Below are 14,436 nucleotides of genomic sequence, written 5' to 3' on the forward strand. Positions count from 1 at the left end.
TTATCTTATTCAAAAGTAATTTCGTGTCCCTTTTCAGCTGCTTCGTAAATACCACATAACATTTTCATCAATTCCACGCCATCTTCAACAGGTGCCAGTGTCTCTTGTTCTCCGAAGCAGCAAGAGATAAATGCTGAAATTTCACTGCGGAAAGCATGCACGAAATCAAAAGACAGATGGTCAATTTGTGGCTGAATGTTCAAGATCGTATCCAATTTCTCTGTGACTAATGAAAGCTCAGGCTCTAGCTCTGCGCCGCCTTTCGTCCCGAACAATTTAACAGAAAGTTCATCTTTCTTCGCATGAAGTGTAAATGAAACGTCCACCATGAGGGAAGCCCCATTCTCAAAACGAAGCAGCGCATTCGCACAATCTTCAACTGTATTCTGATCGGCTGCATAATCAGCTGCTTTGTAAAAGGACAAATTCTTCACATTCGAACGATTGCCTAGACGATTGTAAACGTTACCGGAAATGGATTTGATCTTAGGTTTACCCATCAAGTACCAGCAAACATCGATAATATGAACGCCAATATCGATCAGTGGGCCACCACCAGAACGGCTGTGATCTGCGAACCATCCACCTGGATTACCTAAGCGACGCAATATTGAAGCTTTTGCATAATAAATTTCGCCTAAATCTCCAGAATCAATAAACCCTTTAAGCAGATCTGTATTCGTTGCAAAACGTCTCACAAAACCGACTTGCAGCACTTTCCCACTACGACGAACCGCTTCCTCCACACGCAGCGCTTCCTCTACCGTCTTACAGAGTGGCTTCTCGCATAAGACATGCTTACCCGCTTCAAGCGCAGCAATCGCGATCTCTGCGTGCGTGTTGTTCCATGTGCAGATGCTTACAGCTTCAATAGTTGGATCAGCGAGCAATTCAAGATAGTTCGTGTAAACCTTCTCTGCTCCGAACTGCTTCGCTTTAGAAGCAGCACGTTCCTCATTCAAATCACAAACCGCATAAATGGTAGCGCGTGGATCATGTTCATAAGCTTGAAAATGGACTTCCGAGATGGAGCCACAACCGATAACACCAATATGGATCATTGTCATATGAATAACTCCTTTTTATCGAATATGATTTTGCATCTTAAATTTCATTCCAAATGCGAAGTGCGTTCTCAATTCCTGCTTTCGATCCCCAACGGCAATCTTCCTTGCCTTCAAACTCTACTGAGAAATAACCGTCATAACCAGACTGCTTAATCGTTTGTAAAATGTTGCGCATGTCTAAATCACCCTGCCCAACTACTGCACCACGCAGATATTGACCCCCTGCCGAACGGAACCAACCATCGCCTGGGTCTTGCGCCGCAGGACGAATATAGAAGTCTTTCAAATGCACAATGGAAGCATAAGGTAGATTATTGGAAACGGATACAAGAGGATTTTCATCTACGCACAAAAAGTTACCTACATCGAGAGTCGTACGGAAGTTAGGACGATTCACGTGGTCGACTAAGGCGCGAACCCGATCACTTGCCTGTACATAGAAACCGTGATTTTCAATTGAAGTCGTTATGCCGTACTGAGCTGCATAGTCAGCAACTTCACGACACGCTAGTGTCATACGGTCTAAATCCTGTATGTAATTCGTAAGTGTCGTCTCTGGAATAGGGCGACTTGCTACATCATGACGCATGAGTTTCGCGCCAAGACGATTCGCAATATCCACATGAGACTTTACACGTTCAATTTCTTGGTGCCACTTATCTTCATCTAATCCTACAAAATTTGCAGAGATGGCATAATTGGAAACTGCAATTCCTGCTTTACTCGCTTCTTGTTGAATCGTCTCTGCCAAACCCTCATCCTGTACCAAATCAAAACCAAGCGGTACAATTTCGATGTGACATCCATCATTTTCTGCTACCCATTTGATACAATCCACAATGTTCATTGTTCCAGCAGTAAGTTCTCTGTATAAGCTGTACGAACTAAGACCAATCTTCATTACACGTTCCTCCTGTAAATCCGAATTTTGTAGTATAAATGGCTATTTAATTCTTTCAACCTCACTTCTCAAGTTACCTGTTTCATATTAGATGTGTCAATGAAAAAACGAAACAAAACACGGAATTAAAAACTCACATAAAAAGAGTGCCTCACAAATCGTGAATAGCACTCTTTTCCACATTACTTCTATTTAATATCTAGTGTACTGACCGACTCTTTCATTTGTGTTTGAGATCGCGGAGATTCCTTCTGTTTCTGCTTCGCTTCTCGATTGACAATAACAATCCCAGCCGCAACTAGGGCAAGCGCGATAAAAGCTGTATATCTTAATTGTTCATGCAATAGCAACGCCGACAACATTACCCCGAATATAGGCATTAAGAACAAATACATCGACACTTTACCAACCTTGTTATATTTCATGACGCTGTTCCACAAGATAAAGCCTGCTGCGGACACGAAGGATAAGTAAGCCAACATGCCGATTGCTTTTGGTGTAAATGTAAAAGGTGCAAAACCCGCTTGAACACCACCCACCACAAGCAGTCCAAATCCTCCTAACAGCATTTGATAGGATGTCATATACATCAGCTCCATCTTTTGTGCGACGCCCTTAGACAACACATTACCTAACCCTCCCCATAACATGGCGATCAATAAGAGAAGCGCTCCCCAACCGAAATCTGCTAAGATATCACCTTTTCCTAAGTTCACAACGAGCACTGCACCGAAACCAAGAATAATACCGACCATTTTGCGTGTATTTAAGCTGTCATTCTTGAACATAAAGTGTGCAACAATGATTTGGAAGAAAGAGGTTGTACCCGTAATAATTGAACCTTGGATACCGCTGGAAATGGAGATCCCCACGTACAAGAACAAATACTGCAAAAATGTCTGAGTCAGTGCAAGTTTCGTAATCCCGCCTAGAGTACCTTTTTGCGGCATGATGTTTTTACCTAGCAGCTTCATAATGATCATGATGATAAGTGCAGCTGCAATGAATCGATACCCTGCAAACACGAACTGATTGTATATGTCGTGAGAGCCAATACCAAGCTCTACGTAAGATTTCTTGATAAAAGGAAATGAACTTCCCCACAAAAATGTTGCGCCTACTGCTGAACCTAATATCCCTAAAGGATGAGTGAAAAATTGCTTGGCATTCATTTTTTCTATTGTCTCCTAATCTCATTTTGTGACCATTTATTCTAGCATGTTTTATCAGATTAAGTTATGAACTCTTTATGACAATAGAAATGAGATTCTTCTTGCAAGAAAGGAACAATCATTCTATAATGATGTTCATGATAATGATTATCAATATCGAGGTGCTATAAAATGAAATTAATTGATATTCCAGTTGGACATTCCGTACGAATTACGGATGTTACCACCTTAAATAACCTGGTAAAAAGACGTCTAATGGACTTAGGTATAATGGAAGGTGTTATTATATCTCTAAAAAAAGCACTGCCTTTCGGCGGTCCTTGCACGATCGAATCAAACGGTCAATGGGTCGCTATTCGTCGCTCTGAAGCATGTCAAATTGCTGTCGAGGGTATATGTTAACAGTCGCGCTTGTCGGTAATCCGAATACAGGGAAAACTTCATTATTTAATACACTAACAGGTTCCTATGAATATATCGGAAATTGGCCAGGTGTCACTGTCGAGAAAAAGGTAGGCGTGCTAAAAGCGAAAAAAGGTTCCTTAATTGACCTTCCAGGCGTTTATTCTTTAAACCCTCTATCTAAGGATGAAGGAATTACCTCGCAATTTTTGCTGGATGAGCCTTTTTCTACAATACTTAATGTTGTAGATGCATCGCAATTAGCACGAAATCTACAACTAACTATTCAATTACTCGAACTTGGGAAACCAATGATAGTTGCACTCAATATGGTTGATGTGGCTGCTAATCGTGGACTCACCATTGATGTGGAAGCCTTACAAAGTGCTCTCCAAATTCCTGTATTGCCGGTGGTTGCTCGTTTAGGTAAGGGATGTTCGGAAATATTCGAATGTCTCTCCGATCAAAATGATTCGGCTCCGCCCTCCTCTTTCCAGCTTCACTATGGAATTTTGGAACAGGACATTACCCAAATTGTTGACCAATTACCTGACTCTGTTCGTAATAAACGCTGGATGGCGCTGCAATTCCTTGAAGGAAATGAAATTGTAAAAAATGCGCTAGAAGCTTATATCGAGACTACGATCCTGCAGCAGTCTGTTGAACAAGCCGCAAACAGAATTATTGATAATCACGAGGCAAAATCACTACCACAGTTTATTCGAAACGTGCGCAGCCAATATATTGAATCGCTACTGAAGCAATGTACAACCAAGACGAAACCAAAACGTTCCTTGCGTTCTGAGCAAATCGATACCATTGTTACGAATAAATTCTTGGGTATTCCTATTTTTATTTTGTTTATGTTCCTAACGTTTAAGCTCACTTTTGAGTGGATCGGTCAGCCTCTATCTGATTTGTTAGATACATTTTTCAATGGACCACTTAAAGATGGTATCGCAGCCGGGCTTACCGCAATTGGCGCATCTTCCTTCATCCATTCTCTTGTACTAGATGGTATATTAGCGGGTGTCGGTGGTGTACTTGTCTTTATACCGCAAATCTTCATGCTCTTCCTTATCATCTCTTTTATCGAGGATTCGGGTTACATGGCGCGTATTGCCACAGTAATGGATAAACTCATGGAGCTGATTGGTCTTAACGGCAAAGCATTCATTCCAATGATTATCGGTTTTGGCTGCAACGTTCCGGGTATCATGGCCGCACGAACGATTGAACAGCCCAAAGAACGTTTGTTGACAGTCATTTTAACACCGTTGATGTCTTGTTCAGCACGTTTATCGGTATATAGTTTGTTTGTTGGTGTTTTTTTCAAAGAACATCAAGCCCTTATTGTCTTATCTCTTTATCTACTAGGTATCGTCGTCGCTCTTGTACTGGCTAAGCTGTTCTCGATGACAATTCTCAAACAGGAGCAATCGATGTTCGTTGTCGAACTTCCTCCTTACCGAATCCCGCAATGGCGCACATTGTTCCGAAGTACATGGGAAAAAGGCAAAGGCTTTGTGAAGAAAGCAGGTACATTTATTTTCGGTGGCTCTGTGGTCATCTGGTTGCTCAGTTATGCCGGTCCTGGTGGACTGAATGTCGATATGAATGATAGCTTTCTAGCGATAATCGGTGGCTGGATTGCCCCGTTGTTTAGTCCAATTGGCTTTGGTACTTGGCAAGCTGGTGCCGCTCTGATTACGGGTTTCCTAGCAAAAGAAGTTGTTGTCTCTACAATGAATATCATTTATCTAGCACCGGACACAGAAGCGCTTCAAGGTGTATTGGCGGGACACTTCACTCAACTTGAGGCCTACAGCTTCATCGCATTTATTCTTCTTTATATCCCTTGTCTAGCTACTGTCGGCGTCATTCGTAAAGAAACTGGCTCTCTGAAATGGACTTGGTTCTCGATCATTTACGCATTAATCGTCGCTTATCTCATCTCACTTATCATTGTTGGAGTCGGACATTTACTTGGAATGTGAAGGGAAGTGATCGTTTCATGACTGCGAGTATCATCATCGGTGCTGTTATTTTCGGCTATGCGGCATGGACATTGATTCAATTTTACAAAAAAAGCAAAAAGGGTAAATGTGCCAGCTGCTCCATCTCCAAAACCTGCCAGTCGGGTTGCAGCATTGAAGTGAACCCCAATCAATCGAAAGGCTCTGCATAATGCAGGGTCTTTTTTTATTTTCTCAAAAGCAATTGAATCATTAAAGGTGTAAGTAGACGATTCGTTTTCAATGGACAAGCTCTTCGGTAGTCAAGAGGTGTATACGAAAGTAAAGACTAGTATATGGAATGAAGGCGCATTCATTTCTATACTAAGATTATGAAAGGAAGCAGCAACGTCTGCTACCTAATTTGAAACATGATGGAGGGGTACTATGAGAAGAACAAGGAAAAGTCTTATCGTCTTTGCCTTAACCCTCAGCTTAGCGATAACGGCATGCAGCAATACAACGAAGGAAGCGGAGAAAAAACCGACCGATGCGACACCGGCACCGACAACAACAACGACACCGACTACGGCAAGTGAAAAGAGTGAAGTTGTAGAGGTTTCAACAGTTACGGCTAGTGATCAATATCTTAAATTTGATCCAGGCGAGAGTTTTGAGAAGAATGCGGTCTATGATGCGTATATGAAAGACATCGGCGTGAAGATCACGAATAAATGGATATCCGCCGATGACGTTCAATTCAAGGAAAAATTGAAGATGTCCATCGCCTCCAATGATATTCCAGACTTCATGCGAGTCAATGCTACACAACTGAAAGAGTTGACCGAAGCGGATATGATTATGAATCTCAAGGATGTATACGACAAGTATGCAACGGATGAGACGAAGAAATTTTTGATGATGGATGGCGGATTGCAGATGAAGACGGCCACTTTCGACAATAAGTTAATGGGGATTCCGAGTTCGTATAACCCGTACCAATACCAGTTTCTCTTTATTCGTACGGACTGGTTGAAGAAATTGAACCTGCCGGAACCGAAGACGATGGCAGACCTATTGACGATCGCCGAGGCGTTCAAAACGAAAGACCCTGGCGGCACCGGGAAACCGTATGGAATTGCAGTAAGTAAAGATCCATTTAATAGGGACACAGGTGTTACAGGACTAAGAGCATTCCTAAATAGTTACCATGCCTATGAGAATAATTGGATGGAAGACGGAAAAGGTGGTTTGGTCAATAGTGACATCCAGCCTCAAGTGAAGGAAGCACTTAAGGGACTACAGGATATGTTCAAGAAAGGATTAATTGATCCTGAGTTCGCTGTTAAAGACATTGAGAAAGAAGCAGAGCTCCTCTATAACAACAACATCGGTATTGTATACGGTGCGTCTTGGGTACCGGCTCAGCTCGTCAAAGGCGCTGTGAAGGACGGCAAAGTCGTACAAGAGTGGGGCGTATTCCCGATTCCATCAGTGGATAGCAATCCTGCACTATCGCAAATCGGAATCGGTGTTGACGAATATTATGTCATCTCCAAGAAAGCAAAGCATCCGGAAGGCGTTATTAAATTACTGAACCACTGGATTGTGGTGGATAATCATCCGACACCAGAACAAAAAGTGTATGAGTACGGTAAAGACTTGAAGGAAAAAGGCAACAACTACTGGCTTCTAAGCCCGCTTCGTGTGGGTAAACAAAAGGATAATAACGGCGACATTCTGCCAAAAGCCATTGAAACCAAAAACACGAGCATTTTAGAAACAAAGGAACAAAAAACACGGTATGAGCGCGCTATGAAATATGTTGACGGCAGTGATAAAAACATGTGGTGGGAATACCTGATTTCGGGACCGAAAGGCGCATTTTCACATGTTCCGGCAATTCAGCAAAATAAACAGTACCTACAAAATAAATTTTACGGTGCACCTACACCGACGATGGCGGAAAGACAAGAAATTCTGACCAAGAAGCGGGATGAAATATTCTTCAAAATTATCATGAATCAAGTATCCGTGGATGAATTCGATAAATTCGTAGAAGAATGGAAGAAGCTTGGCGGCGACAAAATGACCAAAGAAGTCAACGAATGGTACGCCACTCACAAATAATCGCAAAGCGGATCGATTGAGGGGTTGGACAAAACAATCCCTCTTTTTTTTAACCTAGTTCATATTTAATAGTCATACAGAGAGGTGAAGGCATGAAGGGATTAATACGCAGGTGGAAGAAGGAGTGGCCGCTTCACTTAATGTTGCTGCCAGGTCTAACATTAGTCATCATTTTCAGTTATATCCCGATGGCCGGCATTATGATGGCCTTTCAGAAATACGTTCCGAATAAAGGTCTGTTCGGCTCACCCTTTATTGGTCTCAAGAACTTTCAGTTATTGATCGAGTACCCTGATATTGGCCGCATATTCTTCAATACAGTATACATTGCCGTGATGAAAATTGTGGCAGGTCTGTTCGTTCCGATCACGATTGCGATATTGCTGAATGAGCTTCGGAAAGAATGGGTCAAACGGACCTTCCAGACACTCGTTTACTTGCCTCACTTTCTATCATGGGTACTGTTAAGCGGAATTCTAGTCGATGTATTGTCTCCATCCTCTGGTATTTTCAATCAAGTGTTGAATTTGTTCGGCATCAAGCCCATTTTTTTTCTAGGAGACAATGACTGGTTCCCTTATGTCATGGTCATTTCGGATGTATGGAAGGAATTCGGATTCGGTACCATTGTCTATCTGGCAGCGCTCACCAGCATTAATCCGTCACTGTACGAAGCAGCGGAAATCGACGGTGCAGGACGCTTCAAGCAGACGTTACATGTGACGCTGCCTGGGATGCTTCCCATCATCATTCTCATGTTTACGCTCAATATCGGTAATGTACTCAATGCCGGATTTGAGCAAATCTTCAACCTTTACAGTCCTCCGGTCTATGAAAGCGCGGATATTATCGACACCTTCGTATACCGCATGGGGATTCAGCAAGCACAGTTCGGTTTCGCTACGGCCGTAGGGCTGCTGAAATCCATCATATCTTTTATATTCATATCGATTTCCTATTTCTTAGCCTATCGATTAGCGAATTACCGCATTTTCTAATATGATCGGCGGTAATTCAGAAGGGAGATGCATCGTGCATACTAACAGATCATTCGCTAGAAGATTGTTTTTGATATGCAACTTCATCATTCTACTGTCCATATCCTTATTGTGCCTTATGCCTATTATTCATATTTTGGCGATCTCGTTCAGCTCCGGTTCAGCAGCTGCTGCCGGCAAAGTCGCACTGTGGCCAATTGAATTCACAACGGCTGCATATGATAACGTATTTGGAAAACCGGAATATTTGCGGGCATTCTGGGTATCTACTCAGCGGGTTATTCTGGGAACAACCATCAGCATGTTGCTGACGATTATTACCGCATATCCATTATCCAAAGATTCTCAGCAATTTCGGCTAAGGACCTTCTATGCATGGGTATTCGTATTTACAATTTTATTCAGTGGTGGACTCATTCCCACGTATTTAACCGTGAAGGGGCTTTGGATGATTGATACCATATGGGCTCTGGTGCTGCCAGGAGCAGTTGCGGTGTTCAACGTTATTCTATTGCTGAATTTCTACCGCAGTCTGCCCAAAGAACTCGAGGAATCCTCGCGCATCGACGGGGCCGGCCATTTTACGACCTTATGGAAGATCTACGTTCCGTTGTCTTTGCCTGCACTTGCGACGACAGGTCTTTTTACCATGGTGGGACATTGGAACAGTTGGTTTGACGGCATGATTTACATGAATCATACTGAAAATTACCCGCTGCAAACCTTCTTGCAGACGGTTATTATTAAACTGGATTTTCGCTTCATTAAAGCAGAGAATGCCCAGTTGATGCTCAAGTTGTCCGATCGTACGAGCAGAGCAGCACAGATTTTCGTGGCGGCATTTCCGATCCTCATCGTCTATCCGTTCATGCAGCGGTTTTTCATAAAAGGAATTGTGATGGGGAGTGTCAAAGAATAATAGAGATTACTATCGTAGTGCTCTATTAAATGATTCCAGGAGAACAAATGATGAAAAGCTTATTCTTTTTGCATGACTCCTCCATATTTAAGAAAATTATGGCTGCCTTTCTGGCGGCCTTGTTGCCGCTGATGGCAATTACCTGGATGATTAACGAGATGGGCGCGGAGAAAATTCGCAGCGAAATTTCGGAGTCAATTCTGAATACGATACGGTTCTATCTGGATTCGCTGGATAAGGAAGGAGACCGGATTAGCCGTTATTTGCCGAACTATGTGATGGATAAAGATTTGATGGAAATTGCCACAACAGGCACAGCCATGAGCGATTACGATCGCGCACGCAAAATACTGGACATCCAGAAGCGACTCGATCTGATGAAAAATTCAAGTCCATTCATTCAAGAAGCGAAGGCTTATGTGCCCCTAATTGAACGCACGATTCTTAGTTCCAAATATGAAACCTCGATTGACCCGCAAGAATACGAAGCGATGCAACAAAGCGCAAAGCATTTCGAGCAGCCGTTCGTTTATTGGAACGATCGATTATTTATTACCATGCAGTACCCCACCAGTACAGTGAAGAATCCGATCTACGTCGTTGGTGTTGAGTTATCTACGAGTAAGATCAAAGAGACCTTGATGCAAATTAGCAGCGCGCGGGGCGGACAGAGCGTATTGTTTAACTTGGACCGAGGGTGGAAAGTCGCGAGCGATTTGGACTCCAAACTGTTAGAATATTTGAAATATTTTGCTTTGGAGAAGAAGAATGCTGCGTCCGAAGAAGGATACGAAACACTGAATTATGGCGGACAACGCTATCTCACGGTTTATAAATATTCTAACCTCTGGAACTCCTATTCCATTACTTGCATTCCGGAGGCAAAGATCCTAGGCCCGCTGCAGATGTATCGAATGTGGTTTTGGGTGGCATGCGCTCTCGGCGTGTGCATCCTATTTTTCTTTTCCTATTTTCTATTGCGATTCATCTACCGCCCCCTCATGAAGTTGGTACATTCATTTCGACGTGTTCAGCAGAACTGGCTGGAACCGATCGTGATCGATCGCGGATCAGATGAGTTCGGGTATTTGTACCAAGCTTTTAACGATACCGTGCGATCCTTGAAAACATTAATTGAGGAAAATTACGAGCAGCAAATTCGGAATCAACGCTCGGAGCTGAAACGATTGCAATCGCAAATCAATCCTCATTTTTTATATAATTGTTTTTTTGTGTTATGTCGACTGATAAAATCCGAGAATCAGAAGGAGAAAGCCTATCAATTCTGCTTATATATCGGTCAATATTTTCAATTTATTACACGTAATGATGAGAATGAGATTCCGCTGGAGCTTGAGGTAAAGCATTCTCGCACGTATGTAGATATGCAATCCATTTGTTACGGAGACCGCATTCAAATCAAGTTTGAAGGAGACGTTCCAGATATCTTCGTTCCGAGACTGATCCTGCAACCGATCATCGAGAATGCTTATAAGCATGCCTTAGGCAATATGATTCAACATGGCGAGCTTTGGGTTCACAGCGAACTTAAGGGAGACGTGTTCTCACTGTATGTCGAAGACAATGGAAGAAACATCAGCGATGAGGATATCGAGCGCCTTCAAAAGCGACTGCGCCTGTCTTCCAATCGGATAGAAGAAACAACAGGAATCATAAATGTACATCGGAGAATACAACTTCATTACGGAGAGGGATATGGCATTACGATGTCACGTTCTGATCTGGGCGGACTGAAGGTAAGAATCAATCTGAGCGTATGCTAGAGGAGGAACCAGCATGTACAAACTGCTTATCGTCGATGATCTTCCCATAATCGTCGATGGTCTTCTTGAGCTATTCGAGCAGACCGTTCATTTGCCGCTTGAAGTGATGAAAGCCTATTCAGGTGAAGAGGCTTTGGAGGTTCTGTCGTATCATCACATAGATATCGTAATTTCCGATATTAAGATGCCTGGACTAGGGGGTATAGAGCTGCTTCAAGAGATTAAATCCCATTGGCCTTCCAAAGTTATTTTTCTAACAGGATATAACGATTTTCATTACGCAAGGAACGCGATTACCCATGGAGGCTTCGATTATATTCTGAAGGTCGAAAGTGATGAGAAAATAATTCAGTCAGTGGAACGAGCCATCGAGAAAATTGAAGAAGAACATAATCAGGAGCAGATGCTTGCAAGAGCACAATCCAAAATGAGATTGGCAATGCCTTCGCTCCAAAAAGAGTATATATGGGGACTCTTTCAAGGCAAGCAGGTAACAGAGAGTCAGTTAGGGCAGGCTTTCAGAGAAATCGATATTCCACTCGACGCAACATTGCCGGTTTATTTGCTCATTGGAAGGGTAGACGCTTGGAAAGAGATGTTCAGAACGCCGGATAAAACACTGCTTTCTTATGCACTCCAGAACATCTGTGACGAGTATTTGTCGACGCATGTAAGAAGCTATTCCGTCGTATACGAGCTATCGAAAATCGTTTGGATGATTCAACCGAAAGTGTCGGATTCATCGTCTATTGACTCCGATTGGATTGGAGCTCACCGCTATACGAGCGGTATACTTGAGACCGTACAAGCAACCTGCAAGAGATTGCTGGGGCTTTCTGTTTCTTTCCTTCTGGGAAGCGAAACGACCACATGGGATAACGTCTCAGACCGGTTCCATTCGATAAAATACGGTTTGGTGCAAGGTCATGGATTGTTTAGTGAGGTCATTATGACCGATAAAGACATCCAGAAACAAGATAACGATAAAACCGGCAGCTATCACGATAGTTTCTATCATGCTCGTGTTCAATTGCTCATGTCTTGTCTTGAGAACAATCATCGGGAACAATTCAACAAGCTGTATGCCGAGCTGACAGTCATATGGAACGATCAGGGAACTCCTTATGAGCGGAAGACCGAATTGTACCATTCACTTTCAGCTGTATTTCTATTCTATATCCATAAAAATCGAGGAATTCGTGATTACATGAATACCCTTCTGGATTTGGATAAGCTATTTCGTCATAGCGATTCGGCTTCTTGGCCGGAATTGATCCAATACTTTTGGCAAATGGCAGATTGCTTCTTCGAATGGAATGCGCTGCGAGGCACCCAATTGCCGACGGAGGTCGTGAATAAGGTGCATCGATATATTAAGGAACATATATCTACCGATATTTCCTTAAATGCACTGGCGGATTACGTAGATTTGAATCCTTCGTATTTATCTAGACTCTACAAGCAAAGCACCGGGATCGGGTTGTCGAAATACGTAAATGACTATCGGAATTTGATCGCCAAAGACATGCTGCTTAATACGACGATGAAAGTAAATGAAATTGCTACCGCTCTAGGATACAACTCGGCACTTGCGTTTATACGATTTTTCAAAAAGAAGAACGAAACGACGCCGCAAGAATTCCGAATGGCTCGATCCCATAGGCAGAATCAAGGTCAATAAGTGTATATGAAATGTCAGTAACGATCTCTTTTGCCTCCCACTCTATCCTCTTACAATGAAAGTATAATCGTACACAAGAGGAGGAGAAGTCTTGGGAACATTAACAGCCGTACTACTAGGCGCTGGCAGTAGAGGAAGATATATTTATGGTCCCTATGCAGAGAAGTTTCCAAATGAATTAAAGATTGTTGCAGTAGCTGAGCCAGACGATGAACGTAGAAATCGATTTGCCGAGATTCATCAAATCGCCCCGGAGCATGTCTACGATTCTTGGGAGAAAGTGTTTGATCAAGGACGCTTTGCCGATGTAATGATTATCTGTACACTTGATCGGATGCATTATATACCGGCGATGAAAGCAATGGAACTAGGCTATCATGTCCTGTTGGAGAAGCCGATGTCTCCTTCGATGGAGGAGTGTATCGAACTGGAGCAAGCTTCGCTTAGACATAAGCGTCTGCTCGTTGTAACCCATGTCCTTCGGTATTCCCCTTTCTGGTCGGGGATCAAAAAATGCATCGAAGACGGCGAGCTCGGAACGGTGGGCACGATTCAATTAACCGAAAACGTCGGTTATCATCACATGACGCATAGTTACGTGCGTGGGAATTGGCGCAACTCAGAGGAGACAAGTCCGATGATTCTAGCTAAATCGTGCCATGATCTGGATATCATCTCCTGGCTTATGAAGCAGCCGTGTACAAGCGTGAGCTCGTACGGTTCCCTACTTCATTTCAGACTGGAGAATGCCCCGGAAGGCTCCACCGAACGCTGCATCGACGATTGTGAGGTCGAGAAGGAATGCGCCTTCTCCGCAATGAAAATGTATATGCAGCCACCCCATCACCCATGGGCGCGTTATATGACGAATGATTTGTCGCAAGAGGGCATCATAAAAGCGCTAAAAGAAGGGCCGTTTGGCCGCTGTGTCTATCGGTGCGACAACAATGTTGTCGACCATCAGGTGGTCAACATGGAGTTCGCGAATGGAGCGAACGCGTCGTTCATCATGTCAGGGTTGACGCAAAGCGGTACGCGCAGGGTGCAAATCATGGGGACGCAAGGCGAAATCATAGGAGATATGGACAAAGGAGCCTTTACATTATACCGATATGCTTCAGGGGAAAAGCTTGAGATTGGCTGCAATGTTGAAGGCGATGGCCATGGAGGCGGCGATGAGCGAATGGTGAGCTCGTTCCTACGGGATGTTCGTCAATTCGACAGCAATCCATCGCAAGGCTTGACTTCCGCAACGGCTTCCTTGCAAAGCCACCTCATGGCATTTGCGGCCGAACATTCGAGATTGCACGAAGGCCAAGCTGTCAAAATCAAAGGGAGTAATAAATAAACCGAGCAATCGAAAGGCTCTGCATAACGCAGGGTCTTTTTTTATTATTTCAAAACCAATTGAATCATTCAAAAATGGG

The 14,436-nt window shown here is 43.3% G+C and carries 12 protein-coding genes; 9 read left to right on the plus strand and 3 right to left on the minus strand.

What is annotated here, in order from left to right; all coding sequences use genetic code 11:
• Positions 1 to 5 precede the first annotated feature (5 nt).
• The 3 genes from ACSBOP_RS14640 to ACSBOP_RS14650 all read right to left on the minus strand — a co-directional run bounded on the left by ACSBOP_RS14640 (position 6) and on the right by ACSBOP_RS14650 (position 3,140).
• A complete protein-coding gene (locus ACSBOP_RS14640) occupies positions 6 to 1,067 on the minus strand; it encodes a Gfo/Idh/MocA family protein (protein ID WP_442601267.1) in 1,062 nt (353 codons plus the stop codon).
• Between the two features lie 37 nt (positions 1,068 to 1,104).
• The gene (locus tag ACSBOP_RS14645) at positions 1,105 to 1,968 is read right to left on the minus strand and encodes a sugar phosphate isomerase/epimerase family protein (RefSeq protein ID WP_442601268.1); all 864 of its coding nucleotides are present in this window, start codon (positions 1,966 to 1,968) and stop codon (positions 1,105 to 1,107) included.
• 188 nt (positions 1,969 to 2,156) lie between these two features.
• Positions 2,157 to 3,140, minus strand: coding sequence for a DMT family transporter (locus ACSBOP_RS14650; RefSeq protein ID WP_442601269.1), 984 nt, complete (start codon positions 3,138 to 3,140; stop codon positions 2,157 to 2,159).
• A 171-nt stretch (positions 3,141 to 3,311) separates the two neighbouring features.
• Here ACSBOP_RS14650 and ACSBOP_RS14655 point away from each other — a divergent pair, with 171 nt between their 5' ends.
• From ACSBOP_RS14655 to ACSBOP_RS14695, 9 genes are all read left to right on the plus strand, one after another.
• Positions 3,312 to 3,542: a FeoA family protein gene (locus ACSBOP_RS14655; RefSeq protein WP_442601270.1), complete on the plus strand. Its 231-nt coding sequence runs from the start codon at positions 3,312 to 3,314 to the stop codon at positions 3,540 to 3,542.
• Positions 3,536 to 5,539: a ferrous iron transport protein B gene (feoB, locus tag ACSBOP_RS14660; RefSeq protein WP_442601271.1), complete on the plus strand. Its 2,004-nt coding sequence runs from the start codon at positions 3,536 to 3,538 to the stop codon at positions 5,537 to 5,539. The genes ACSBOP_RS14655 and feoB overlap by 7 nt, the downstream gene beginning before the upstream one ends.
• A gap of 17 nt (positions 5,540 to 5,556) precedes the next feature.
• Positions 5,557 to 5,730 carry a FeoB-associated Cys-rich membrane protein gene (locus ACSBOP_RS14665; protein WP_442601272.1) on the plus strand — a complete coding sequence of 58 codons (174 nt, stop codon included), beginning with the start codon at positions 5,557 to 5,559 and terminating at the stop codon, positions 5,728 to 5,730.
• 214 nt (positions 5,731 to 5,944) lie between these two features.
• A complete protein-coding gene (locus ACSBOP_RS14670) occupies positions 5,945 to 7,627 on the plus strand; it encodes an extracellular solute-binding protein (RefSeq protein WP_442601273.1) in 1,683 nt (560 codons plus the stop codon).
• Between the two features lie 92 nt (positions 7,628 to 7,719).
• Positions 7,720 to 8,625, plus strand: a complete 906-nt coding sequence (locus ACSBOP_RS14675; RefSeq protein ID WP_442601274.1) for an ABC transporter permease — start codon at positions 7,720 to 7,722, stop codon at positions 8,623 to 8,625.
• A gap of 1 nt (position 8,626) precedes the next feature.
• The gene (locus ACSBOP_RS14680) at positions 8,627 to 9,544 is read left to right on the plus strand and encodes a carbohydrate ABC transporter permease (RefSeq protein ID WP_442601275.1); all 918 of its coding nucleotides are present in this window, start codon (positions 8,627 to 8,629) and stop codon (positions 9,542 to 9,544) included.
• Between the two features lie 50 nt (positions 9,545 to 9,594).
• Positions 9,595 to 11,328 carry a sensor histidine kinase gene (locus tag ACSBOP_RS14685; RefSeq protein WP_442604486.1) on the plus strand — a complete coding sequence of 578 codons (1,734 nt, stop codon included), beginning with the start codon at positions 9,595 to 9,597 and terminating at the stop codon, positions 11,326 to 11,328.
• 13 nt (positions 11,329 to 11,341) lie between these two features.
• Positions 11,342 to 13,009 (plus strand): response regulator transcription factor, encoded by a 1,668-nt coding sequence (locus ACSBOP_RS14690; RefSeq protein ID WP_442601276.1) that lies wholly within the window; start codon positions 11,342 to 11,344, stop codon positions 13,007 to 13,009.
• Between the two features lie 91 nt (positions 13,010 to 13,100).
• A complete protein-coding gene (locus tag ACSBOP_RS14695) occupies positions 13,101 to 14,357 on the plus strand; it encodes a Gfo/Idh/MocA family protein (protein ID WP_442601277.1) in 1,257 nt (418 codons plus the stop codon).
• Positions 14,358 to 14,436: the final 79 nt, after the last annotated feature.

The sequence above is a fragment of the Paenibacillus sp. KN14-4R genome, from assembly GCF_052180255.1.
GTDB lineage: Bacteria > Bacillota > Bacilli > Paenibacillales > NBRC-103111 > Paenibacillus_AM.